Here is a 23,645-nt window from a genome sequence, read left to right as displayed (position 1 = left end):
GATGCTGGCGACTATCCGTAAGAATGGCATCACGCTGGCAGTTTTCGCGGCGGTAACCACCGGTGTGACCGCGATTATTAATGCGGTAACCAAACCGACCATTGAACACCAAACTACCGTACAGCAAAAAATCCTGTTAGATCAGGTCGTCCCTACTAGCCTGTATAACAATGCGATACAAAAAGAGTGTTATCTTATCACCGACCCCGCTCTTGGTACTGCCAAGCCACATGCGCTGTATCTGGCACGCAAAGAGGGCAAACCGGTGGCGGTCGCTATTGAGACTACCGCGCCTGACGGGTATTCTGGAGCGATTCAAATGATCGTCGGCGCAGACTTCAGCGGGACTGTTCTTGGCGTGCGCGTCGTTGAGCATCATGAAACGCCAGGGCTGGGTGATAAAATTGAACTGCGGATTTCTAACTGGATTAACAGTTTTAATGGCAAAAAAGTCAGCGGTCCGAATGACCCCCATTTTGCGGTGAAAAAAGATGGCGGCGATTTTGATCAGTTTACCGGGGCGACCATTACGCCGCGCGCGGTGGTTAACGCCGCAAAACGCGCCGCACTTCTTGCGGAAACCTTACCCCCGAAACTCTCTTCGCTAGCCGACTGTGGAGACGCTAATGAGTGAAGCTAAGAATTTATTGATCGGCGGCCTGTGGAAAAATAACTCCGCGCTGGTGCAATTGCTGGGGCTGTGCCCCCTGCTGGCTGTGACCTCAACCGCCACCAATGCGCTTGGCCTTGGCCTGGCGACCACTTTGGTATTAACCTGCACCAACAGCGCTATTTCCGCGTCACGTCGCTGGGCGCCGTCGGAAATTCGCATTCCCATTTACGTGATGATTATCGCTTCGGTGGTGAGTTGCGTGCAGATGCTGATTAATGCCTACGCCTTCGGCCTTTATCAGTCGCTGGGGATCTTTATTCCATTGATCGTGACCAACTGTATCGTGGTAGGCCGCGCCGAAGCGGTTGCCTCCAAGAGCAGTGTTCCGCTTGCCGCGCTGGACGGTTTCGCGATTGGTATGGGCGCCACCAGCGCGATGGTGGTGCTGGGCTCGATTCGTGAAATTATTGGTAATGGCACCATTTTTAACGGTGCCGATCAGTTGCTGGGGCCGTGGGCGAAGGTGTTGCGGGTCGAGGTAATACATTTTGATTCGCCGATGCTGTTAGCCATGCTGCCGCCCGGTGCCTTTATTGGCCTGGGGATGATGTTAGCTGGCAAATACATGATCGATAAAAAAATGAAAGAACGTGCTGAACGTGCGGCGGCGCAGCAGGCTGAGCCACAAGGACAGGTCGGGAAAGCGATGTGAACAAGGACAAACGGCAGCAAATTTTGCGTCGGCTTCGTGATAATAATCCGCATCCGACCACCGAATTGAATTTCAGCACCCCTTTCGAGCTCCTGATTGCCGTGCTGCTTTCGGCACAGGCCACCGACGTTAGCGTCAATAAAGCCACCGCGAAGCTTTATCCCGTCGCCAACACGCCGCAAGCGCTGTTAGCGTTGGGCGTTGAAGGCGTGAAAGAGTACATAAAGACCATCGGCCTGTTTAACAGCAAGGCCGAGAATGTGATTAAAACCTGCCGCATTTTGTTGGAACAACATCAGGGGGAAGTCCCGGAAGACCGCGCCGCGCTGGAAGCGTTGCCTGGCGTCGGGCGTAAAACCGCCAATGTGGTGCTAAATACCGCTTTTGGCTGGCCGACCATCGCGGTCGATACCCATATTTTCCGTGTCTGCAATCGCACCCATTTTGCACCCGGTAAAAATGTTGAACAGGTTGAAGAAAAGCTACTCAAAGTGGTACCGGCAGAGTTTAAGGTGGATTGCCATCACTGGTTGATTTTGCACGGACGTTATACCTGCATTGCGCGTAAACCACGCTGTGGTTCCTGTCTGATTGAAGACTTATGTGAGTATAAAGAGAAGGTTGAGGTGTGAAAGCCAGCCAGTTTGGCTATTGCATTGCACGTCAAAACGGCCTCCGAAGAGGCCGTTACGCATTAGGCGATATTTTCCAGCGCGTTCTGGCGCTGATGCTGATAATACTCCGTCGTTGACGCGGTAAGCGAAACCCGGCCGCGGATTGCGTCGGAAATCTTCTCCGCAATCATAATAGTCGGCGCATTCAGGTTACCGGTGGTAATTTGCGGCATAATCGACGCATCCACCACCCGCAGATGCTGCATGCCATGTACCCGCCCTTCGCTATCAACCACCGCCATTTCGTCACTGCCCATCGCACAACTGCCGCAGGGGTGATAGGCCGTTTCGGCATGTTCGCGGATAAACGCATCAATCTGTTCATCACTCTGTACCGAGAGCCCGGGCTGTATTTCAGCGCCACAATACTCAGCCAGCGCAGGTTGGCGCATAATTTCACGCGTTAAACGCACCGCTGCACGAAACTCCACCCAGTCACGCTCTTGCGACATATAGTTGAAGAAAATAGAGGGCGCAGCATACGGATCTTTAGAGAGCAGTTTTACCCGTCCACGGCTCATAGAACGCATTGGCCCGACGTGGGCCTGGAAACCATGCTCTTTCACCGGGCTGCTACCGTTGTAGTTAATCGCTACCGGTAGAAAGTGATATTGCAAATCTGGCCAATCTGGCTGGTCATCGCTGCGGATAAAGCCACCCGCTTCAAACTGGTTACTGGCACCGACGCCGGTGCCGTTAAATAACCACTCGGCGCCGATAGCTGGCTGGTTCCACCACTGCAACGCCGGATAGAGGCTAATCGGTTTTTTACAGCGATATTGCATATAAATTTCGAGATGATCCTGCAGGTTTTGCCCGACACCGGGTAACGCATGCACCACATCAATATCCAGTTCGCGCAGCCACTCCTCTGGCCCAACGCCGGAACGCTGCAAGATTTGCGGCGATGCAATGGCGCCAGCGCAGAGTAAAACTTCTCGCCGCGCTTTCGCCTCCTGACGCTGCCCGTTACGCAGCCAGGTTACCCCAACGGCAGTTTTCCCTTCAAACACAATACGATCAGTTTGTGCATGGGTCATAATCGTTAGGTTGGCGCGCTGTTTCGCCACATCAAGATAACCCCGCGCAGTACTGGAGCGACGGCCTTTGGCGGTAACGGTGCGATCCATCGGCCCAAAACCATCCTGACGATAGCCATTTAGGTCGTCAGTTTCGCTGTGTCCGGCCTGTTTTGCCGCTTCGATAAAGGCGCGATATAACGGATTGTTACCGGCTTTGGGCGTCGTAACGCTTAAATACCCCTCTTCGCCATGATAGTCATTAGCGCCAATATCGCGTTTTTCCGCCCGACGAAAATAGGGCAAGCAATGTAGATAAGACCAATTATCGAAGCCGGTTTTTTTTGCCCAGTTATCATAATCCATGGCATTACCACGGATATAACACATGCCATTAATCAGCGATGAGCCACCCAGCCCTTTACCACGCCCGCACTCCATACGGCGATTATTCATCTTCGGCTCGGGATCGGTTTCATAGGCCCAGTTATAGCGTTTACCCTGTAGGGGATACGCCAAAGCGGCTGGCATCTGGGTACGAAAATCCCAGCGGTGATCGCGCCCGCCAGCCTCCAGTAACAGTACCGATACGTCAGCATCTTCAGTCAGCCGGGTTGCCAGTACATTGCCTGCCGATCCCGCGCCAATAATGATGTAATCAAATTCTTGCATTAAACCTCCAAAGCGGCCAGCTTGGGTGACGCTGGCCGCGCGTGAATTATTCAAATGCCGAGGAGTATTCGCCCATCTCGATCAAAATGGATTTGGTGCGGGTGTAGTGATGTAGCGTTTCAAGGCCATTTTCCCGTCCCAGGCCCGATTGCTTATAGCCGCCAACCGGCATTGGCGCGGGTGATTCGCCCCAGCTATTCACCCAACAGATACCGGCTTCAAGCTGGTGAATAACCCGATGCGCGCGATCCAGCGAGCGGGTAAATAATCCGGCGGCCAACCCATACTCGGTATTATTCGCGCGTTCGATGACTTCCTGCTCATCATCAAAGATTAGGATGCTCATCACCGGCCCGAAAATCTCTTCACGGACAATGCGCATATCATCACGGCAATCGGTAAAGACTGTGGGTTCGACATAACATCCTTTCGCCATCATGCCATGCTGGATGCGGTTACCGCCCGCCAGCACCCGTGCGCCCTCTTCCTTGCCGAGCTTCAGATAGGCGGTCACTTTTTGGCAGTGCTCTTCGCTAACCAGTGGGCCAAAGTTGACTTGCGGATCGCGCGGGTCACCCATATGGATGTTCTGCATCTTTTTTTGCAGCCGCTGTTCAAAAGCGTTGGCGACCGAACGCTGTACAAATACCCGCGTGCCGTTGGTGCAAACCTGTCCACTACTGTAAAAATTCGCCATCATCGCGCCATCAACGGCACGATCAAGATCGGCGTCCTCAAACACAATAAGCGGTGATTTCCCGCCCAACTCCATGGTGACCTCTTTTAGGTTCGCCAGCGCCGCATCCGCCACAACTCGCTTGCCGGTATTGACCTCGCCGGTAAAAGAGACTTTTTCAATATTTGGATGCTGGCTTAAGGCCTGGCCGACTTCACCCGCGCCCTGCACTACATTAAACACACCGTCCGGCAGCCCGGCCTCAGTATAGATTTTTGCCAGTTCCAGCACGCTGAGAGGCGTGACCTCACTCGGTTTAAAAATCATTGCATTACCGGCAGCCAATGCCGGGGCGCTTTTCCACAGTGCGATTTGGATCGGATAATTCCATGCGCCAATACCGGCGGTGACGCCTAAGGGTTCGCGACGTGTGTAAACCAGCGCGCTTTCGCGTAACGGAATCGACTCGCCCTGAATGGCAGGCGCCAGGCCTGCGTAGTACTCCAGCACATCGGCCCCGGTAACAATATCCACCGCTGCCGTTTCGCTAATCGGTTTACCGGTATCTGCGGTTTCCAGCTCCGCCAGCGATGGGTTACGTTCACGCAACAGCGCCACCGCTTTCAGTAACACCCGACTACGCTCTACCGGCGTATAACTACGCCAGAGACGCTGCCCTGCCAACGCTGAGGCGACAGCCCGGTCAACATCGTGTTTATTTGCCGCGGTGATTTGTGCAATAACTTCGCCGTTAGCCGGATTGATACTGGTAAAAACCTCACCATGCCCGGCTTCTTCACGACCATTAATATATAAACCACAGCGTTTCACGTCAGCCATGTATCCTCCTGTTAGTACGTTTAGCGCGCTGTTGCAAGCCAAAGCGCAAGGTTCTGGTAACAGAGTGAGCGCGCCTGCTCCAGCCCATCTGTCATTGGCTTTTGCGCCAACGTCATGCGTAGCCATAACCCGTCGATCAACGCAGCGATGCTACCACCAGCGGCGCGTGCCTGTTCATGCGGTAAGACACGGGCAAACTGAGCGGTGATGTTCGACCATAGGCGCCTATCGTTAATGCGCTGAAGACGTTGCAAATTCTCCTGATGGAGGCTATTAGTCCAGAACACCAGCCAGGTCTTAAGTAGTGGCGCAGCAACCTGCGTCAGATCGAAATTACCGTCGATGATGGCGCGGATTTGCGCTTCCGGCGTGTTGTCAGCCGCACGGCGCTGACGCTCTACTGCCAGGTACAAATCCAGCAGAATTTGCCGCATACAGGCGTCCAGCAACCCGTTTTTATCGCCGAAATAGTGGCTAACAATGCCGGTAGAAACACCGGCCTGTTTAGCAATCGCCGAGAGGCTGGCCTCAGCCAGCCCCACACGATCGATTACTGTCAGCGTCGCGCTGATAAGCTGCGCCTGACGAATGGCTTTCATTCCAACTTTTGGCATCGTCTCATCGGTTTCCGGTAGGGAAGTCAAAACAGAGTAGCTTTTTTATATTGAACGTTCAATCAATAAAAACTAGAATTTATAACAATTGGATAACAAATCCATGCATTTATCAGGGATTTTTTTACAAGGATACTTCACATTAACCACTGAGGAATGTAATGCCGGGGTCACAAGAAAGACTGACTATTCAATCTGTTAAACTAAACCGCGCGGTATTTTTTGGTGCCGCTTTGATTATCCTGCTGTTTTCAGGCAGCGTATTATTTTTTCCTCACCGCGCCAGCGAACTACTGGGAAAAGCGCTAAATTGGGCATCGGCCAGTTTCGGCTGGTATTACATGTTGGTGGTGGCGTTTTATTTAGGGTTCGTGCTCTTTGTCGCCCTCTCCCGCTACGGTGATATTAAACTGGGCCCTGACCACGCGACGCCCGATTTTAGTTATGGCACCTGGGCAGCGATGCTATTTTCCGCCGGCATCGGTTCCGAGCTGCTGTTTTATGGCGCATCTGAGCCTCTGGATCACCTGTTACAACCGCCGGATGGCGTTGCCGGTTCTGCACAGGCCGCGCGCGATGGCATGGTCCTGACCATGATGCACTGGGGCCTGCACGGTTGGGGAATCTATACCTTGGTGGCAATGGCGTTGGCCTATTTTGCCTACCGTCACAATCTTCCGCTCGCGCTACGCTCCGCATTTTATCCACTCATCGGCGAACGCATTAATGGCCCAATCGGTCATGCGGTCGATATTTTCGGCATTGTCGGCACGCTGTTCGGTTTAGCCACCAGCTTGGGTATCGGTGTAATGCAGATTAATTCCGGGATCAGTTTTCTGACCGGAATCGCGCAAAGTCACCTGATGCAGGTGGTACTGATTATTGTGGTGATGGGCGCGGCAACCCTGTCGGCGGTAAGCGGTGTCGACAAAGGGATACGCCGGATGTCTGAGATAAACATGTTACTGGCGTTGCTGATGTTCGCCTTTGTCCTGTTTGCCGGGCCCACCGGTCATCTGCTCAACACGCTGGTACAAAATTTCGGGGATTATTTCACCAGCCTGCCGCGTAAAACCTTCGACCTGTATGCCTATAGCCAGGGTGATAAAGATAGCTGGCTCGGCAGTTGGACGGTGTTTTACTGGGCGTGGTGGATTGCCTGGTCACCGTTTGTCGGGATGTTTATCGCCCGCATTTCTCGTGGACGTACGCTACGTGAGTTTGTGATTGGGGTGTTGCTGATCCCAATGGGCTTTACCCTTGCGTGGCTGTCAGTATTTGGCAATAGCGCACTGAACCTGTTCCAAAACGGGATGGGCAAACTGGGCGATATCGCGCTGGGCGAACCGGCAATGGCGGTCTATCACATGCTGGCGAGTTATCCGCTGGCAACGCCGGTTATTATTTTGGCGGTGGTGATCTGCTTCATCTTTTTTGTGACCTCAGCAGACTCCGGCGCATTGGTGGTAGCCAATCTCTCGTGCGTCGGCGATACCGCCAGCCAGGATGCGCCCAACTGGTTGCGCATTTTCTGGGCCGCCGCAGTTTGCATGCTAACGCTTTCGTTACTCTTTGCCGGCGACTATACCTCGCTGCAAACCGCCGTGGTACTGAGCGCCCTGCCTTTTTCTCTGGTGCTGGTACTGTTCGTCATCGCGATGTACCGCGCTTTGCATCATGAAAAACAGCGCGATCGCAGCCGTTCGTTGGCCATTGCCTCGCCACTGCTCAATGACCGCTATCGTCCTGGGCATACCAGTAGCTGGCGTCGTCGCTTAAACCGCGCAATCTCCTATCCTACCCGCGATATGGTGTATCGCTTTATGGAAGAGAGTGTGCGTCCGGCGCTGGAGAAGGTGTCACAGGTATTACACGAGAAGGGACTGCACGTAGAGAATGATTTCTCAACCCAGGATTTTACTCTCCGCTTACGCGTCGCGCACGGTGAAGAGGCGCCGTTCCATTACGCCGTGCAAATGAGTGGCTATGCCACGCCCTCTTTCATGCGCGGCGGTAATTTAAGCCATACCGCCAGCCGTTATTACCGCGCTGAGGTACATTTATGGGAAGGCAGCCAGGAGTATGATTTAGTGGGCTATACCGAGGAGCAGATCATTAACGACATTCTCGACCACTACGAGCGCCACCTACAATTTCTGCATCTGATTCGCTAAGCAAAAAACCGGCGGCAAAATGGGTCTCACTTTGCCGCTGGATCTTGCAGGTTAGCTTTAGTTTATTTCGTGATCGACCTCACTATTGATGTTTTTTTCATCAACGCGCCGTCAGCAGGCATCTGTTAACACTCAATAAATTTATTTATTAATGGAATATCCAGCCATTTATTCTGCATAAAACCGATTAATTAATGGTTAAAACCAAAAAATACTCCGCAGACAGAGATGGCAGCTTTGGATAAAAAACCAACAAACAGCCAGATTATTATTTTGCACTCATTTTACTTTCTGGCATTTAACACTATTTAACAGGCGTAATGCGTAAATTTAACGCCAAGATCGCTCTGCGTAACAGAGAATGAAAAAAGTCTTGCCTGATTGGACAGGATCAGCGAAATTAACCGCCGCTTTTCTTAACTTATAACAACGCACCGAATGTCTCGACGGCATTACGCGTGCTTACTTTCCCGGTAATAATCGGGACGAGCAAAAAGAGGTACGAGTGTCTACTGCAAACAAACACACCGACGAGGCGGTTAGCCTTAACGCGTTCAAACAACCTAAATCGTTTTACCTGATTTTTTCTATCGAGCTGTGGGAGCGTTTCGGCTTCTACGGATTACAGGGCATCATGGCGGTCTACCTGGTTAAAATGCTGGGTATGTCCGAAGCGGATTCAATTACGCTGTTTTCTTCTTTCAGCGCGCTGGTTTACGGATTAGTTGCCGTGGGTGGCTGGCTGGGAGACAAAGTTCTCGGCACTAAGCGTGTCATTGTCCTCGGCACCATTGTGCTGGCGCTCGGTTATGGACTGGTTGCCTGGTCAGGCCATCAGGAAGCATTGGTCTATCTGGGGATGGCGACTATCGCCGTCGGTAACGGGCTGTTTAAAGCCAACCCATCCGCACTGCTTTCCACCTGCTATGAAAAAGACGATCCACGTTTGGATGGCGCGTTTACCATGTATTACATGGCGATCAATATCGGCTCGTTCTTTTCCATGCTGGCTACGCCTTGGCTGGCGGCCAAATTTGGCTGGAGCGTTGCATTTGCGCTCTCGTTCGTCGGGATGCTGATCACGCTGGTTAACTTCCTTTTTTGTCGCAAATGGGTCAAACAATACGGTTCAAAACCGGACTTTGCGCCATTACACATCGGTAAATTGCTGGCGACGCTGGTTGGCGTGGTGATCCTGGTCGCCCTCGCCACCTGGTTGCTGCACAACCAAACTATCGCCCGCCTGGTGCTGGCGGTTGTCGCGGTCGGTATTGTGGCCATTTTTGCCAAAGAAGCCTTCACTCTGCAAGGGGCGGCACGGCGTAAAATGATTGTCGCGTTTTTATTGATGGTAGAAGCGATTGTGTTCTTTGTGCTGTATAGCCAAATGCCCACTTCACTGAACTTCTTTGCCATCCGTAATGTGGAGCACAGCATCTTCGGTATCGCCTTTGAGCCGGAGCAGTATCAGGCGCTGAATCCGTTCTGGATCATGGTTGCCAGCCCGATTCTGGCGGCAATTTATAATAAACTCGGCGATAAGATGCCGATGCCGCACAAATTTGCCTTTGGCATGGTGCTATGTTCCGGCGCGTTTTTAGTGCTGCCGTTAGGTGCGAAGTTTGCCAACCAGTTGGGGATTGTTTCCGTTAACTGGCTGATCCTGAGCTATGCCTTACAGAGCGTGGGTGAGTTGATGATTTCAGGGCTGGGCCTGGCGATGGTGGCACAGTTGGTCCCGCAACGTCTGATGGGCTTTATCATGGGTTCCTGGTTCCTGACCACCGCCGGCGCGGCGATTATCGCCGGTAAAATCGCCAATTTGATGGCGGTGCCGGAAGATGTGACCGATCCACTGCAATCTTTGCATGTTTACGGTGATGTCTTCCTACAGATCGGTATTGCTACCGGGGTGATCGCGGTGTTGATGCTGCTGACCGCCCCACGGCTCAACCGTATGACACAGGATGATAACGTGGTGGAATTCCAGGAAGCCAACGCGCGTAGCTAAGCTTTCTCAAGGTATAGAGCCGGTCACTGTTGACCGGCTTTTTTTTCGTCTACGCCACGCAAGTCTTTATGCAAACTCACCATATACAGCACCAACACCACCGAGAACGGCAACCCGCACAGCACCACGGCCGTTTGCATCGCGCTAAAGCTTCCGGCATACAGCAAACCAACGCAGACCAGGGTCGTCACGCCCGCCCAGAAAATACGTAACCAGGCCGGTGCATCATCGCTGGCGCTCCCGCCTCGGCTCGACAGGTTGGCAATCATTAGCGTGCCGGAGTCAACCGGCGTGAGGAACAGCACAAAGCTGATAATCACGGTAAAACCGGCAGTGATACCGGTATAGGGAAGATACTCAAACAGCTTGAAGATTGACATCGGCGGATCGGCCAATGCCACTTTTCCCAGCAAGGCCTGCCCGTGTTCCAGCACTAAGCTAATGGCGGTGTTGCCAAAAATAGAAAGCCAGGCGAGGGTAAACCCGAGAGGGATCAGTAACACGCCAAAAATCAGCTCACGAATCGTTCGCCCACGGGAAATGCGGGCGATAAACATCCCGACAAACGGTGCCCATGCCACCCACCATGCCCAATAGAACAACGTCCACGCGCCCTGCCACTGCCGCGCTTTACCGTATAAATAGACATCAAAACTTTTGCCCGGTAACGAAGTCAGATAGTCACCGACATTTTGTAGCATTCCGTTGATGAGGTTTAATGTCGGGCCGGTGAAAAACACAAACAGCAGTAACAGACACAGCAAGCCGACATTAATATTCGATAGCATCGCAATGCCTTTTTCAATGCCGGTGACCGCCGCCAGCGTCGCGACAACCATCATCACCACGATCAGGATCAGCAAGATGTGTGGGTTTTGCGGCACATTGAATAGATAGTGTAATCCGGAGTTAACCAGCAGTGCGCCAATGCCCAGATTGGTCACCATGGAAATAACCGTCACCAAAATGCCGAAGCTATCAACCAGATGGCCGATGACACCGTGCGTGCGTTCGCCGAACAGCGGCCAAAGCGCAGAGCGTAGCGCCAACGGCATACCACGCCGATAAGCAAACCATGAAAGCGCGGTAGCAATCAGCGCGTACAGCGCCCAGCCATGTAATCCCCAATGCAGAAAGGTGATCGCCATCGCCTGACGTGCCGCTTGTACGCTACCGCCCTGACCTTCCGGTGGCGCAAGGAAATGATCCAGTGGTTCATACGCGCCGTAATAAACCAACGCAATGCCTATCCCGGCCGAGAACAACATCGCAACCCAGGAAAGATAACTAAATTGCGGCGTTTCCTGTTCCTCACCCAAGCGCAGTTGGCCGTAGCGTGATAGCGCCAGCCAGAAGACGAATACCATACACACCACCATCAGCAGCATGTAGTACCATCCGAACACATCGGAAACCCAAACCTGGGCCTGGCTTAGCCACCGTTGGCTGGCTACCGGATAGAGCACAATCAGCATCGCCAGCAGCAGGATAACCGCGGCGGAACTGAACAAAACCGGAAGATTAAGCTGTATGCTGTCGGTACGTTCTTCAACTTTCGAACTCATCACTGTCATGTATCACGCTCCCGGATTACCTGATGCGGTCTTGTTGAAACAAGTAGTTAACAATTAGAATTCATTTAATTGACATTTTTGCAGCATATCGATTATTGATTGAACGTTCAATCAATGAATAAAAATAACCCTTCTGACCTGGGAGACATAATGAGACGCAAAGACATTCCTGAGCAGCGTAAGGAGCAGTTGATCAATGCGGCATTTGAAGCGATTGGTGATGTAGGTTTGTCCGGCGTGACCATCGCGCTGGTAGCCGCCCAGGCCGGTTTATCGACCGGAATTGTGAGCCACTACTTTGGGGATAAAGAGGGATTATTGAGCGCGACGATGCGTAAAATTTTGCGCGATCTCCGCGATGCGGTAGCCCGCTGTAGAGACCAGGCAGAGTCCGATGTACGCTCGCAGTTGTTCGCCATTATTGAGGGAAACTTTCATCCCAGCCAAACCAACGCCCGCTCAATGCGCACCTGGCTCGACTTTTGGGCCGCCAGCATGCATCAAGCGGAGTTGCGGCGTTTACAGCATGCCAACGATCGCCGCCTGTATACGCATCTTTGCTATCAGTTTCGCCGCACGCTGACGAAGGAAGCGGCACGTGACGCGGCAAGAGGTTTAGCCGCGATGATTGATGGCCTGTGGCTACGCGGCAGCTTATCCGGTGGCGATTTCAATAGACAACAAGCGTGTCAGTTAGCTTGCGATTATGTCGAGAAGGTATTAGCCGCGCCACACATCGGCTAAGGCGCTCCGCTCACTCCTCCTCTCTTTGCCGCCCGAACCATGACCCCGGCAACAAAACCGGCGCTTCATCACCTAATGCGCTGTTTTTTTAGCGCGCCGTCAGTAAAATAACGCTACTCTCATCAGCGTTAAAGGAATGCCCATGAACCTCTTCTGTAAACCCGGCGCCTGTTCACTTTCCCCACATATCGTATTACGCGAATGCGGCCTTGATTTCACCCAAGTGAACGTTGATCTTGCGACCAAGAAAACCGAACGCGGAGATGACTATCTCCAAATTAATCCTAAAGGTCAGGTTCCCGCTCTCCAACTGGATGATGGCTCGTTGCTGACCGAAGGCGTGGCGATCGTACAATATCTGGCGGATTTAAAACCCGACCGTCAGCTTCTGGCGCCTGCCGGCAGTTTAACGCGCTATCACACGCTGGAGTGGCTTAACTACATTGCGACCGAGTTACATAAGGGCTTTAGCCCGCTGTTTCGCCCCACCACGCCGGATGAGTATAAAGCGCTGGCGCGTGAGCAGCTCGAACAGAAGTTTCGCTACGTTAACCATGAATTAAAAGAGAAGCAGTGGCTGATGGGGCTGCGTTTTACCGTCGCGGATGCCTACCTGTTTGTTGTCACGCGCTGGGCGCAAGCGCTGAAACTGAATCTGGAGGGGCTGGATGCGTTGCACGGTTGGATAGAGCGTGTGGCGGCGCGTCCGGCGGTAGCCGCAGCGTTAAAAGCAGAAGGCCTGGTCTGAAACAACGTTAAAAACGACGGGCGCCGCTGCGCCCGTTAGTGGTACATGCGCTTATGCCAACTTTTCGGCGGCAAAATGGTGGCGTGGTTTGGCAATTTCTTCCTGTGCAGCCACCAGTTGTAATTCATATTCACCCATTTGGTGAGTTTTAATCATCACTTCATACACTGCGGCAGTCACATGTTCTAACGCCTGTTGCAACGGCTGGCCGTGCAGTAAATTCACCAACAACAACCCACTGGTAAGGTCGCCTACGCCAACCGGTTGCCGCACGCCAAAATCGACCAGCGGACGGCTAATGTGCCAGGCTTCATCGTGCGTAATCAACAACATTTCGAAGCGATCGCTACGACGACCAGCGCGGGATAAATGTTTCACCAGCACCACTTTTGGCCCTTTGGCGATCAGTTTACGTGACACCGTCACCGCGTCAGCAATGGTATTCACCGTCTCCCCGCTCAGCATCTCCAGCTCCAGCAAGTTCGGCGCAATAATATCGCTTGCCGGGAGTGCGGCGTTGCAGTGAAATTCAGCGACGCCCGGCGCGACGATGCAGCCCTTTTCCGGATGCCCCATTACCGGGTCGCAAAAATACCATGCGTCAGGATTCGCCGCCTTCACTTCTTTGACAATTTGCAGGATATGCTCGCCCTGTTCCGCCGACCCCAAATACCCACTGAGCACCGCATCACAGGTCTTTAACCGATCGATTGCGGCAATGCCGCTCACGATATCGGTTAAATGCGCGGCTGGCATCACGGTCCCGGTCCAGTGACCGTATTGCGTATGATTAGAGAACTGAACGGTATTGAGCGGCCAGACATTGGCCCCCATTCGACGCATCGGGAACTCCGCTGCGCTATTGCCCGCATGCCCGAAAACGACATGGGACTGGATCGCGAGAATATTTTTCATACTGAACGGCCTGTTTCCTGCCTGAGGGTGTTAAAAAGGGGACATCGCGTCCCCTTAGTTTAATGCGGGCTTATTGCCAGACAATCAGGCAATAATTCTTTTTGCCACGGCGCAATAAGGTAAAGCGATTAAACAAGCGATCGCTCGGCACAAAGCCATACTCCGCGTCTTCCTGCAGCGCGCCATTAATATTAATGGCTTTAGAGTCAATCAGCTTACGCGCCTGGCCACGCGACGGCGCCAATTCAGCATTCACCAACGCCTGCTGAAGATCCTGCCCGCTTTCCAGCGCGACAATCGGCATCCCGTCTTGCGCCAATTGATCAAAATCATTCTCGGTCATATCACTCAGCGCGCCAGAGAACAGGCTGCGGGTAATACGCTGCGCGGCAGCCAGCCCCTCTTCACCGTGCACCAAACGCGTCACCTGCTCAGCCAGAACTAACTGCGCGCGCGGCGCCTTACCGCTGTTTTTATCTTCTTCTTCCAGCGCATTAATTTCTTCAATGCTAAGGAAGGTGAAGAATTTCAGGAAGCGATACACATCGGCATCTGCGGTATTGATCCAGAATTGATAAAACTTGTACGGGCTGGTCTTTTTCGCATCCAGCCAAACCGCGCCGCCTTCGGTTTTGCCAAATTTAGTCCCGTCTGATTTGGTGATTAACGGCACCGTCAGGCCAAACACCTGGTTTTGATGCAGACGACGAGTGAGATCGATGCCGGATGTGATATTCCCCCACTGATCGGAGCCGCCGATTTGCAGCGCCACGCCATATTTTTCATTCAGGCAGGCAAAGTCATAGCCCTGCAGCAGGTTGTATGAAAACTCGGTGTAGGATATTCCCTGATCTTCACGATTCAGGCGCTGTTTCACCGCTTCTTTGTTAATCATTTGGTTAACGGAGAAGTGCTTGCCGATATCACGCAGAAAGGTCAGTACATTCATACTGCCGAACCAGTCGTAGTTATTCGCCGCAACCGCGCTGTTGTCACCACAATCGAAGTCAAGGAACGGCGCCACTTGATGGCGGATTTTATCCACCCATTCGTTGACCGTTTCGGTGGTGTTGAGTTTACGCTCTGCGGCTTTGAAACTCGGATCGCCAATTAACCCGGTTGCGCCGCCCACCAGCGCGACAGGCGTGTGCCCGGCATCCTGGAAGCGTTTCAGGCACAGCAACGGTACCAGATGGCCCAAATGCAAGCTGTCGGCTGTCGGATCAAAGCCGCAATAGAGTGCGATTGGCCCTTGCGCCAGTCGCTCTGCCAGCGCGTTCTCATCCGTTACCTGGGCCACAAGGCCCCGCTCTTGCAATTGTTGAATCAGGTTACTGCTGGCCATCAATGACTCCATGTAGAAATGATTGCACCTGGCTGGTACACAGCTATCCGCCCGGTGGCGGAAAAAATAAGGCGTATAGAATAAAGCGCTGAGGCAGCCAGCGCCAGCGCTTAAACAGGATATTTGCCGAAATCAGGGCGCCAGCCGATCAATTGTCCAGCCATCGCCGCTACGCTGATAAAGAAAGCGATCGTGTAGCCGATGTTCACCGCCTTGCCAAAACTCCATAGCGGAGATTTTAATGCGGAAGCCGCCCCAAAAAGAGGGTAATGGCACCTCTCCCTGACGGAACTTCTGTTTCAGTTCCATAAACTTACTTTCCAGCACGCCGCGTGCCGAAATGCGGCTGGATTGCTGCGAAACCCAAGCGCCGATTTGGCTATCGCGCGGGCGGCTATGGAAATATTTAATCACTTCAAGAGTAGAGAGTTTCTCTACTTCGCCCAACACCATGACCTGACGCTCAAGGAAGTGCCAGGGAAACAGCGCGCTGATACGCGGATTGTTTTCCAGTTGAGCGGCTTTACGGCTACCAAGGTTGGTATAAAACACCAGGCCCTGCTCGTCGTAGTGCTTGAGTAGCACGATACGCTGAAACGGTTGCCCATGCGCATCAACCGTGGCGACGCACATCGCGGTAGGATCGGGTAATTGCGCTTCGCAGGTCTGACGTAACCAGTTTTCAAACAGCGCCAATGGTTGCGCTGGCAGATCATGACGGCGTAAGCCGCCGCGTGTGTATTCACGGCGCAAGTGCGCAATGTGTTGCAAACTTTGATTATCGCTCATCGCTCAGGCTTCTGGTCAGGGAAAAGGATAGCGCCATTGTGCGCCTCATCCTGATGAACTTCAACGGCTTAACCTGCCGTATGCAATTCACAATCATCAATGACAATTTTGTTATTGCGCTCAATCACCGCGCCATTTCCTTTTGACCAAAAAACATAGGTACCATCGCTATAACGGTTCCCTGATGCTGCCGCTTCTTGTTTAAGCACCAGCGGTTTACCATCCATAATGAAGCTGACCTGTTGTTGCTGATTATCCTGGGTGACGCTTAATGGCAGAGTTCCACAGGTATAATGCAGCGTTTGTACCGCTTCATGCTGCTTCATTAGCCCGCAGCCAGATAATAGCGCGACGATGGTTAACATCAGTGATTTTTGCATGGGCTCTCCTTTCGGGATCAAAACCTGAGTATAACGTCCGCGTCGGTTAGTGACCGCGCGGCGGGTAGTTTGCCGGGAAAATGGCGCCCAGCACGCTCTCTTCGCGCGCGCCGGTTACCGCCGGTAAATTCCCCGCCAGCCCGGACAAAGTACGATAAGCGAGCCAGGCAAACGCCAACCCTTCCATATCATCGCCGCACAGGCCCGCTTCGTCGGTTGAGCACACCTCCGTCCCTGCTAACTGCGCGGCCAGCCGCGCCATCACCAGCGGATTACGACTCCCGCCGCCACACACCATTAAGCGTTCGCAACCGCCGCTGAGTAACACCTGTTCCGCAATCGTGGTGGCGGTCAGTTCCGCCAGCGTCGCTTGCACGTCCTGCGGCGCTACGCCGGGAAAATGACTCAACTGTTGCTCAATCCAGCCAAGGTTAAAATACTCCCGCCCGGTACTTTTGGGTGCCGGTCGCGCAAACCACGGATCGGTCAGCATTTGCTGTAATAACGGTAGAATTACCGTCCCTTCTCGCGCCCACTCGCCATCTTTATCGTAGGGCAACGCGCGCTGACGCCAAATCCAGGCATCCATTAGCATATTGCCCGGCCCGGTGTCATAACCGCGCACCGGCATACCTGGGATCAGTAGCGAAAGATTGGCGATACCGCCAATATTCAACACCATCCGGCGTTCGACAGGGTGCATTAACAGCGCCTGATGAAAGGCGGGAACCAGCGGCGCGCCCTGCCCGCCAAGCGCCATATCGCGCCGACGAAAATCCCCCACCACCGTAACGCCGGTGGCGGCGACCAGTTGATTATTATCGCCGATTTGCAGCGTATTCGGCGCTTCGCTCTCCGGCTCATGCCACACCGTTTGCCCATGGCAACCGATGGCGGTAATCTCCTCTGCCGACAGCCCTTGCTGTTTCATCAGGGTAAGAACCGCGTCAGCGAACAACTTTCCCAGCCGCGTATCCAGTTGACCGAGTTGTGATAAGGTTAACGCCTGCCCCTGGCAAATCGCCAAAATGTCGCGCCGAATGTCTGGCGGGATCGGGTGACAGTAGCTGGCTTGCTGCGCCACCATATTCTCGTCGATCGCCGCCAAAACCACATCAATGCCGTCAAGACTGGTGCCGGACATCACGCCGATATAACGTCCTGATTTCATCACGTTGCCTTACTTCCGTGCCGGAAGAGAAAGTTAATTGCTATCAGCCTGGCAAAATTAGCTGTGTAATTCTATGATTAATTGTTGTTTTTTGGATCCGGCAACGCATTTATCCGATCGGAAACTTTTTATCTGGTGCAATTGAATTTTCGTTTAGCCCTTGTGGTCTATGCTACAACCCTTGCCTTTTTCAAGATAAACAGGAAACAGGCCGGACTTGTGCCATATAATAAGGTTATTGTTGGCTGCATTTATGGGCAGCGAAAATGTCATGAAAGGAGTTTTATAATGATCAAGCGTTTATTTATCGTGGCACTGGCTGGCATGACGCTGGCTGGCTGTACCAATACTGATACCTTGTCCGGTGATGTCTACAGCGCCAACGAAGCGAAACAGATACAAAACGTGAGCTACGGTACGTTGGTACACGTTCGCCCGGTTAAAATTCAAGGTGGTGATGATAACAATGTTATTGGCACCATTGGCGGTGCGGTGCTGGGCGGCTTTTTGGGTAATACCATTGGCGGCGGCGCGGGGCGTAGCCTGGCGACAGCAGGTGGCGCGGTGCTGGGTGGCGTTGCCGGCCAAGGGGTGCAGGGCTCGCTTAACAAAGCGGATGGCGTAGAGCTGGAAATTCGTCGTGATGATGGCAACACTATTATGGTGGTGCAAAAACAAGACGCCAGCCGCTATGCCGTGGGCCAACGTGTCGCGATGGCGTCAAACGGCAGCCAGATCACCGTTTCTCCGCGTTAACGGGTATCATACGGACGAAAAAAAACCGACGCGTTGCGTCGGTTTTTTTATTGCCGATTATTCACCCTTGTTTTGCAGCTCAAGAATATTTTTTTCCAGCCGGGCAATCAGGGTGACCAGTTGATCAACCTCTTGGCGTGAGATACCGGCTAAAATATCATCCCGCGTCACATCAATCACATTTTCAACTTCGCGAATAATCGGTTCTGCCTGCTTCGTCAGCTTAATGCGTTTTGCCCGGCGATCATTGGCGCAGGTGCAGCGCGTAATCAACCCCTTCTCTTCTAATTGGTCCAGCGTGCGAACCAGAGAAGGCTGTTCGATACCGATCGCTTTCGCCAGTTGGATCTGCGACTGTTCTGGCGGCAACTGGTGGATATTATGTAACGTAACCCAGTGCGTTTGAGTTAATGCCAGCGGTTTTAACCGCTGATCGATTAAAGCACGCCAAATGCGTACTAATCTTGCCAAGTCCGTTCCTAGTGGCGTATCCAATTTCATCTCCTTATAATTAGCTTGCTAGCTATCAAGCCTGATTTTAGACTATTCTGCGAGTTTACAGGACAAAATACAAATTCAGGGCGATCCCTGGCTAGACATCACTACTTTTTCAGGGCTTCGCCCACGCCCGTAAGAAGGATGACGACACGTGGCAACACCTTTTTTTTCCTCACCGGCCCCGCTAACCGATCTGGTTTTTGGCGCTTCGCTGTTTTTTCCACCTATCTTTAAAGCCGTATTGCTGGGTTTTCTCATCTGGCTATTATTGCACCCGTTGCTTCGCGGCTGGCTCTACTCCGGCGAGATTTGGCATCCCACGTTGATGGACCTTTCTTTATTTGTGCTGTGCGTAACAGGATCGTTATGGCTGTTGAGCCTTGGGTAATGTCATGAAATTAAACACCTTAAAATACTTTTCTACTGTGATCGTTTTTGCCATTGCGCTATGTGCGGGTTGGTGGTTGTGGAATTACTATATGCAATCCCCCTGGACGCGTGACGGTAAAGTGCGCGCTGAGTTGGTGAATATTACGCCGCAGGTTTCCGGGCGCATCACACAATTGCAAGTGAGAGATAATCAGTTTGTCAAAAAAGGCACGCTATTGCTGGCGCTGGATGATGAGCCTTACCGCATTGCGTTGCTCAATGCGCAGGCGCAATTAGCGAAGGCGCAGGCGGATTTGGCAAAAGCACAGCATGAGGCGCGCCGTCGTAGCAGCCTGCCGCGGAATGTCATCTCGGCAGAAGATCTTGATGCGGCAAACCTTAACGCCAATGCCATGGCCGCAACCGCGCGTGCCGCGCAAGCCGCGCTTGACCAGGCGCAGTGGAACCTGACACAAACCAAAATTTATGCGCCTACTGACGGCTGGATCAGCAATCTCACTCTACGTCCCGGCAACTACGCCACCAGCGGCTCGCCGTTGTTCGCGCTGGTCGATAGCCATTCGTTTTATATCATCGGTTATTTTGAAGAGACCAAACTACGCCATATCCGCGCGGGCGATAACGCCAATATTGTGTTGTACAGTAGCGGGCACCGTCTGAGCGGCAAAGTGGAGAGTATTGGTCGTGCAATTTACGACCAAAGCATTGAAACCGATAGCGGGCTGGTACCCGATATCAAACCCAATGTGCCTTGGGTCCGGCTGGCGCAACGCGTACCGGTACGCATCACGTTAACCCATGTTCCATCCGACGTTCCGTTAGTTGCCGGTACCACCTGCACTATTTCGATTCAGCCGTGAGGTGCCAATGACGCTAAGTTGGCTGGAATGGAAACAGTTGCCGTGGATAAAGGCCACTGCCGGTCAGTGGCGCTACGCGTTACGCAATGCCATCGCGATGTGTTTAGCGCTCAGTATCGCTTACGGTTTGGATCTGGATGAGCCTTACTGGGCCATGACCTCGGCAGCGGTGGTCAGCTTCCCAACCATTGGCGGTGTGATCAGTAAAAGTTTGGGGCGTATTGCCGGTAGCCTGCTGGGCGCCGCCGCCGCATTGTTGATCGCCGGGCATACGCTCAATGAACCCTGGCTATTTACGTTAGCGATCGCCACATGGTTGGCGCTCTGCACCTGGATTGCCAATCATTTCCAAAATAACGTTGCCTACGCCTTTTCACTGGCGGGTTACACTGCGGCGATCATCGCGTTCAGTAGCGTCAATATCGTCGAGATCAATGACCTGTGGGATATTACCCAGGCACGGGTGTGCGAGGTTATCTCCGGTATTCTGTGCGGCGGGTTTATGATGATGGTATTGCCCAGCACCTCGGATGGCGATGCGTTAATAAAGTCGCTAAAAGATATGCATAACCGTTTGCTTGAGCATGCCGGCCTGCTGTTGCAACAAGAAACCACCGAGACGATCCGCACCGCCCATGAGAATGTGATTAGTCAAATTCTAACCATGAATTTGCTGCGCATTCAGGCATTTTGGAGCCATTATCGGTTTCGCCGGCAGAACAATGTGTTGAATTATGTATTACATCAACAACTACGGCTCACTAGCGTGATCTCCAGTTTGCGGCGCATGTTGCTCAATTGGCAGGATCCGCCTGAGAGGCTATTTAGCGCATTGCATCAACTGCTCACTGAACTGGCGCGTAGCGATTGCGATAAATATCGCCTGGCGCAGATATTACAGAGCGCCGCGCCGGGGCCGGAGGGAGATTATCGTCATCGCGCTTTTTGGCACCGTCTGCGTTATTTTTGCTGGATGTATTTGAACGTCAGCCGCTGGTTGCGCCAGTTTGAGCACGCCGATGCCGACACACGTTTTCAACCACCGCCGGTCCCTTCATTAGCCCGTTATAGCGACAGTGCGGAAGCCACCTGGAGCGCGTTACGTACCTTCTGCGTGATTGTGCTGGGCTGTACTTTCTGGATTAATACGCAGTGGGAGTCCGGCGGCGCGGCGCTAACGTTGACCGCTATCGCCTGCGTGCTCTATTCCTCTGCGCCCTCACCCGGCGGCAGTATCTCATTACTACTCAGAACCTTGCTTCTGCTGTCAGTGTTTAGCTTTGTGGTTAAATTTGGCATCATGGTACAGGTCAGCGTTCTATGGCAGTTTATTCTGTTCTTGCTACCGCTGGTGGTAACGTTACAGTTGTTTAAGCTGCAACAAAAGAAACTTGCCGGGCTGTGGGGGCAGTTTATCGTCTTCATGGGTTCCTTCCTTGCCGTCACCAACCCACCCACCTATGACTACCAAACCTTTCTTAACGACAATATTGCCAAAGTCTGCGGCGTGTTACTGGCATGGTTAGCGTTTCAGATCCTGCGTCCCAGTTCTGATAAGCGTAAAAGCCGCCGTAATATTCGTGCGTTACGGCGCGAATTTCTCGATCAGCTTGGCCGCCATCCTCGCTTAAGCGAAAGCCGCTTTGAATCGCAGATTTATCACCGTATTAGTCAGCTGAATACCAGCCGTGATGAACAGGCGCGTGTCTGGCTGCTACGCTGGGGCGTGGTATTACTGAACTGCTCGCATATTGTCTGGCAATTGCGTGCCTGGCATACCGACTCGTCTTCACTCGCCGCGGTGCGCGACAGCAGTTTGCGCGGTTTACATCGTATTATTAGCGAACGAGGGGTACACCACACCTCTCTAAATGAGGTTCTGGATGAACTGGAAGCGATGATTGCCGCGTTGCTGGCACAAAAAAGCGAACAGACCAACGAACTGGCGGGAATATTGTGGCGGCTTTGGTGCTCGTTGTTGCAACTCAGACAGGCGGTCTAACCACAGGTGCGGCCGAAGCCGCACCGATGATTAACCGGGTTAGATTTTACACTCGGTATGTTTATCGTCCATTAGGCGGCTGAAGGTTCCACTGTTCCCTTTAGTCCACCATTCGAAAGCGTTGCCATCATATTTTGCTCCACTGGCAGCAATGACATTCGCCATCACCACTTCGCCCTGACCGGGTATAGCCACCACCGCCAACCGATTGAGATCGTTGTTGTAGTAGGTCACGCTTAATTGTGTGCCATCATCACAATGATAAACCAAACGGCTGGTTTGCTGCGGCCCCTGACCGGGCAGCGTTAACGTGGGAGCCTGCCGTTGCTGGCAGGCAGAAAGGGTTAAAGCGGCGACCATTGCCGCCAACGGTAAATATTTCATGACAGTTTCCTTCTGTTTACCGTACTACGCCGAGGAACCAACATCAGCGGTTTTTTAAGGTACATCGTATCCCAACGCCGCTTTGCGAATGCGGAACCACTGTTGGCGAGTCAGATTAATTTTCAATGAGCCCAGCGCCGCGCGTACACGCTCAATCTTACCTGAGCCAATAATCGGCAACGGTTGCGACGGCAGACGCATCACCCAAGCGTAGACCACTTGTTCAATATTCTCTGCGCCGGTTTCCTGCATCACCGTCTGGAGCTCATCGCGCAACGGCGCGAACTCCGCATCATTAAACAGGCGCCCGCCGCCCAGACAAGACCATGCCATTGGACGAATGCGCAGTTGCTGACACTGATCGAGCGTGCCATCCAGCAGCAGCGGCTGATGTATCGGAGAAATCTCCAGTTGATTAGTCGCCAGCGTAAACGGCAGGCGCGATTGCAATAGCGAGAATTGTGCCGGGGTAAAGTTAGAGACACCGAAATGTTTCACTTTACCGCTTTGGTGCAGGCTGATGAAGGCTTCTGCGATCTCATCAGCATCCATCAGCGGATCCGGGCGATGGATCAACAGCAGGTCGAGATAATCCGTATTGAAGTGGCGCAGAGAGGTTTCGGCACTGCTAATAATATGACCACTTTCGGTAATGTAGTGGCCAATTTTATTCTGCGGATTGGCGGTGGTCGCAATCCCACATTTGGTTACCAGCTCAAGGCGTTGGCGTAGTGATGGTTCAAGGCGCAGTGCTTTACCGAACTCGGCTTCGCAGAGATAGCCGCCATAAATATCGGCGTGGTCGGCCGTGGTGATGCCAAGTTCCAGATGTTGCTCAATAAAACCGACCAGTTGCTGTGGGGTCATACCCCATTCCATCAAGCGCCAGTATCCCATTACCAGTCGTGAAAATTCCGGTCCCTGCGGCGCAATATGCAGACGTTCTGTCATGATTTCTCTCCTGCGGCCTGTTGGCGCATCAACGATTTTAGCGCGTCAGTATAGCGTAATCAGCCGGGAAAAATGCGCGTAATATCAAAACAGTGACGGTTGTTGGCTGGAGAAGTGGCTACAGATAAGCTCG

At 52.8% G+C, this 23,645-nt stretch carries 23 protein-coding genes; 11 read left to right on the top strand and 12 right to left on the bottom strand.

Features of this window, described 5'->3' with window-relative positions; all coding sequences use genetic code 11:
- The first annotated feature begins 1 nt into the window (after position 1).
- The 3 genes from rsxG to nth are packed head-to-tail and all read left to right on the top strand — an operon-like array spanning position 2 to position 1,957.
- Complete coding sequence (rsxG, locus tag PMPD1_RS10860; RefSeq protein WP_173634049.1) at positions 2-634, top strand: electron transport complex subunit RsxG; 633 nt, start codon at positions 2-4, stop codon at positions 632-634.
- Positions 627-1,325, top strand: coding sequence for an electron transport complex subunit E (locus PMPD1_RS10855; RefSeq protein WP_173634048.1), 699 nt, complete (start codon positions 627-629; stop codon positions 1,323-1,325). The genes rsxG and PMPD1_RS10855 overlap by 8 nt, the downstream gene beginning before the upstream one ends.
- Positions 1,322-1,957 carry an endonuclease III gene (gene nth, locus PMPD1_RS10850; protein ID WP_173634047.1) on the top strand — a complete coding sequence of 212 codons (636 nt, stop codon included), beginning with the start codon at positions 1,322-1,324 and terminating at the stop codon, positions 1,955-1,957. The genes PMPD1_RS10855 and nth overlap by 4 nt, the downstream gene beginning before the upstream one ends.
- A 62-nt stretch (positions 1,958-2,019) precedes the next feature.
- Here the strand turns inward: nth and betA are convergent, their stop codons facing one another.
- From betA to betI (PMPD1_RS10835), 3 genes are read right to left on the bottom strand one after another with little or no spacing between them, the layout of a single operon-like run.
- Positions 2,020-3,690, bottom strand: coding sequence for a choline dehydrogenase (gene betA / locus PMPD1_RS10845; protein WP_173634046.1), 1,671 nt, complete (start codon positions 3,688-3,690; stop codon positions 2,020-2,022).
- 46 nt (positions 3,691-3,736) lie between these two features.
- Positions 3,737-5,197 (bottom strand): betaine-aldehyde dehydrogenase, encoded by a 1,461-nt coding sequence (gene betB / locus PMPD1_RS10840; protein ID WP_173636189.1) that lies wholly within the window; start codon positions 5,195-5,197, stop codon positions 3,737-3,739.
- 29 nt (positions 5,198-5,226) lie between these two features.
- Positions 5,227-5,820 (bottom strand): transcriptional regulator BetI, encoded by a 594-nt coding sequence (gene betI, locus PMPD1_RS10835; protein ID WP_173634045.1) that lies wholly within the window; start codon positions 5,818-5,820, stop codon positions 5,227-5,229.
- 161 nt (positions 5,821-5,981) lie between these two features.
- Here betI (PMPD1_RS10835) and betT point away from each other — a divergent pair, with 161 nt between their 5' ends.
- On the top strand, positions 5,982-7,994 hold the full coding sequence (betT, locus tag PMPD1_RS10830; RefSeq protein WP_173634044.1) for a choline BCCT transporter BetT: 2,013 nt from the start codon (positions 5,982-5,984) through the stop codon (positions 7,992-7,994).
- A 505-nt stretch (positions 7,995-8,499) separates the two neighbouring features.
- The gene (gene dtpA / locus PMPD1_RS10825; protein WP_173634043.1) at positions 8,500-10,005 is read left to right on the top strand and encodes a dipeptide/tripeptide permease DtpA; all 1,506 of its coding nucleotides are present in this window, start codon (positions 8,500-8,502) and stop codon (positions 10,003-10,005) included.
- Positions 10,006-10,028: 23 nt separating this feature from the next.
- On the opposite strand, the gene PMPD1_RS10820 is transcribed toward dtpA, so the two are convergent.
- Positions 10,029-11,579 carry a BCCT family transporter gene (locus PMPD1_RS10820; protein ID WP_173634042.1) on the bottom strand — a complete coding sequence of 517 codons (1,551 nt, stop codon included), beginning with the start codon at positions 11,577-11,579 and terminating at the stop codon, positions 10,029-10,031.
- Between the two features lie 150 nt (positions 11,580-11,729).
- Here PMPD1_RS10820 and betI (PMPD1_RS10815) point away from each other — a divergent pair, with 150 nt between their 5' ends.
- Entirely contained in the window at positions 11,730-12,323 is a 594-nt protein-coding gene (betI, locus tag PMPD1_RS10815) for a transcriptional regulator BetI (RefSeq protein ID WP_173634041.1), read from the top strand.
- Between the two features lie 142 nt (positions 12,324-12,465).
- On the top strand, positions 12,466-13,071 hold the full coding sequence (gene gstA, locus PMPD1_RS10810) for a glutathione transferase GstA (protein WP_173634040.1): 606 nt from the start codon (positions 12,466-12,468) through the stop codon (positions 13,069-13,071).
- A 51-nt stretch (positions 13,072-13,122) separates the two neighbouring features.
- On the opposite strand, the gene pdxY is transcribed toward gstA, so the two are convergent.
- The 5 genes from pdxY to anmK form a co-directional block, all read right to left on the bottom strand.
- A complete protein-coding gene (gene pdxY, locus PMPD1_RS10805; protein WP_173634039.1) occupies positions 13,123-13,986 on the bottom strand; it encodes a pyridoxal kinase PdxY in 864 nt (287 codons plus the stop codon).
- Positions 13,987-14,056: 70 nt separating this feature from the next.
- The gene (gene tyrS, locus PMPD1_RS10800) at positions 14,057-15,331 is read right to left on the bottom strand and encodes a tyrosine--tRNA ligase (protein ID WP_173634038.1); all 1,275 of its coding nucleotides are present in this window, start codon (positions 15,329-15,331) and stop codon (positions 14,057-14,059) included.
- A gap of 132 nt (positions 15,332-15,463) precedes the next feature.
- Positions 15,464-16,120: a pyridoxamine 5'-phosphate oxidase gene (gene pdxH, locus PMPD1_RS10795; protein WP_173634037.1), complete on the bottom strand. Its 657-nt coding sequence runs from the start codon at positions 16,118-16,120 to the stop codon at positions 15,464-15,466.
- A gap of 68 nt (positions 16,121-16,188) precedes the next feature.
- Positions 16,189-16,500: an MliC family protein gene (locus tag PMPD1_RS10790; RefSeq protein ID WP_173634036.1), complete on the bottom strand. Its 312-nt coding sequence runs from the start codon at positions 16,498-16,500 to the stop codon at positions 16,189-16,191.
- 46 nt (positions 16,501-16,546) lie between these two features.
- On the bottom strand, positions 16,547-17,671 hold the full coding sequence (gene anmK / locus PMPD1_RS10785; protein ID WP_173634035.1) for an anhydro-N-acetylmuramic acid kinase: 1,125 nt from the start codon (positions 17,669-17,671) through the stop codon (positions 16,547-16,549).
- A gap of 288 nt (positions 17,672-17,959) precedes the next feature.
- On the opposite strand from anmK, the gene PMPD1_RS10780 reads away from it, so the two are divergent.
- The gene (locus tag PMPD1_RS10780) at positions 17,960-18,427 is read left to right on the top strand and encodes an outer membrane lipoprotein (protein ID WP_173634034.1); all 468 of its coding nucleotides are present in this window, start codon (positions 17,960-17,962) and stop codon (positions 18,425-18,427) included.
- A 57-nt stretch (positions 18,428-18,484) separates the two neighbouring features.
- On the opposite strand, the gene slyA is transcribed toward PMPD1_RS10780, so the two are convergent.
- Complete coding sequence (slyA, locus tag PMPD1_RS10775; RefSeq protein WP_173634033.1) at positions 18,485-18,928, bottom strand: transcriptional regulator SlyA; 444 nt, start codon at positions 18,926-18,928, stop codon at positions 18,485-18,487.
- 148 nt (positions 18,929-19,076) lie between these two features.
- Between slyA and PMPD1_RS10770 the strand changes: the two genes are divergently transcribed.
- Genes PMPD1_RS10770 through PMPD1_RS10760 form a run of 3 tightly spaced genes read left to right on the top strand, consistent with a single transcriptional unit; the run spans position 19,077 to position 22,177 of the window.
- Positions 19,077-19,313, top strand: coding sequence for a DUF1656 domain-containing protein (locus PMPD1_RS10770; RefSeq protein WP_173634032.1), 237 nt, complete (start codon positions 19,077-19,079; stop codon positions 19,311-19,313).
- Between the two features lie 4 nt (positions 19,314-19,317).
- On the top strand, positions 19,318-20,175 hold the full coding sequence (locus PMPD1_RS10765) for an efflux RND transporter periplasmic adaptor subunit (RefSeq protein ID WP_173634031.1): 858 nt from the start codon (positions 19,318-19,320) through the stop codon (positions 20,173-20,175).
- 7 nt (positions 20,176-20,182) lie between these two features.
- Positions 20,183-22,177: an FUSC family protein gene (locus tag PMPD1_RS10760; protein ID WP_173634030.1), complete on the top strand. Its 1,995-nt coding sequence runs from the start codon at positions 20,183-20,185 to the stop codon at positions 22,175-22,177.
- A gap of 39 nt (positions 22,178-22,216) precedes the next feature.
- Here the strand turns inward: PMPD1_RS10760 and PMPD1_RS10755 are convergent, their stop codons facing one another.
- Both PMPD1_RS10755 and PMPD1_RS10750 read right to left on the bottom strand, forming a co-directional pair.
- Positions 22,217-22,561 carry an MliC family protein gene (locus PMPD1_RS10755; RefSeq protein WP_173634029.1) on the bottom strand — a complete coding sequence of 115 codons (345 nt, stop codon included), beginning with the start codon at positions 22,559-22,561 and terminating at the stop codon, positions 22,217-22,219.
- A 54-nt stretch (positions 22,562-22,615) separates the two neighbouring features.
- Positions 22,616-23,512 (bottom strand): aldo/keto reductase, encoded by an 897-nt coding sequence (locus tag PMPD1_RS10750; RefSeq protein WP_173634028.1) that lies wholly within the window; start codon positions 23,510-23,512, stop codon positions 22,616-22,618.
- Positions 23,513-23,645: the final 133 nt, after the last annotated feature.

It is taken from the genome of Paramixta manurensis (assembly GCF_013285385.1).
Lineage (GTDB): Bacteria > Pseudomonadota > Gammaproteobacteria > Enterobacterales > Enterobacteriaceae > Paramixta > Paramixta manurensis.
The sequence above is the reverse complement of the archived record's forward strand: the minus strand, read 5'-3'. Positions and strand labels throughout refer to the sequence as shown.

Excerpts from the sequence above, each read along its gene's own strand:
- rsxG (WP_173634049.1), top strand. The coding sequence starts at position 2 with ATGCTGGCGACTATCCGTAAGAATGGCATCACGCTGGCAGTTTTCGCG.
- PMPD1_RS10855 (WP_173634048.1), top strand. The coding sequence starts at position 627 with ATGAGTGAAGCTAAGAATTTATTGATCGGCGGCCTGTGGAAAAATAAC.
- betA (WP_173634046.1), bottom strand. The coding sequence starts at position 3,690 with ATGCAAGAATTTGATTACATCATTATTGGCGCGGGATCGGCAGGCAAT.
- betI (WP_173634045.1), bottom strand. The coding sequence starts at position 5,820 with ATGCCAAAAGTTGGAATGAAAGCCATTCGTCAGGCGCAGCTTATCAGC.
- betT (WP_173634044.1), top strand. The coding sequence starts at position 5,982 with ATGCCGGGGTCACAAGAAAGACTGACTATTCAATCTGTTAAACTAAAC.
- PMPD1_RS10820 (WP_173634042.1), bottom strand. The coding sequence starts at position 11,579 with ATGACAGTGATGAGTTCGAAAGTTGAAGAACGTACCGACAGCATACAG.
- betI (WP_173634041.1), top strand. The coding sequence starts at position 11,730 with ATGAGACGCAAAGACATTCCTGAGCAGCGTAAGGAGCAGTTGATCAAT.
- gstA (WP_173634040.1), top strand. The coding sequence starts at position 12,466 with ATGAACCTCTTCTGTAAACCCGGCGCCTGTTCACTTTCCCCACATATC.
- pdxY (WP_173634039.1), bottom strand. The coding sequence starts at position 13,986 with ATGAAAAATATTCTCGCGATCCAGTCCCATGTCGTTTTCGGGCATGCG.
- tyrS (WP_173634038.1), bottom strand. The coding sequence starts at position 15,331 with ATGGCCAGCAGTAACCTGATTCAACAATTGCAAGAGCGGGGCCTTGTG.
- pdxH (WP_173634037.1), bottom strand. The coding sequence starts at position 16,120 with ATGAGCGATAATCAAAGTTTGCAACACATTGCGCACTTGCGCCGTGAA.
- PMPD1_RS10790 (WP_173634036.1), bottom strand. The coding sequence starts at position 16,500 with ATGCAAAAATCACTGATGTTAACCATCGTCGCGCTATTATCTGGCTGC.
- anmK (WP_173634035.1), bottom strand. The coding sequence starts at position 17,671 with ATGAAATCAGGACGTTATATCGGCGTGATGTCCGGCACCAGTCTTGAC.
- PMPD1_RS10780 (WP_173634034.1), top strand. The coding sequence starts at position 17,960 with ATGATCAAGCGTTTATTTATCGTGGCACTGGCTGGCATGACGCTGGCT.
- slyA (WP_173634033.1), bottom strand. The coding sequence starts at position 18,928 with ATGAAATTGGATACGCCACTAGGAACGGACTTGGCAAGATTAGTACGC.
- PMPD1_RS10765 (WP_173634031.1), top strand. The coding sequence starts at position 19,318 with ATGAAATTAAACACCTTAAAATACTTTTCTACTGTGATCGTTTTTGCC.
- PMPD1_RS10760 (WP_173634030.1), top strand. The coding sequence starts at position 20,183 with ATGACGCTAAGTTGGCTGGAATGGAAACAGTTGCCGTGGATAAAGGCC.
- PMPD1_RS10755 (WP_173634029.1), bottom strand. The coding sequence starts at position 22,561 with ATGAAATATTTACCGTTGGCGGCAATGGTCGCCGCTTTAACCCTTTCT.
- PMPD1_RS10750 (WP_173634028.1), bottom strand. The coding sequence starts at position 23,512 with ATGACAGAACGTCTGCATATTGCGCCGCAGGGACCGGAATTTTCACGA.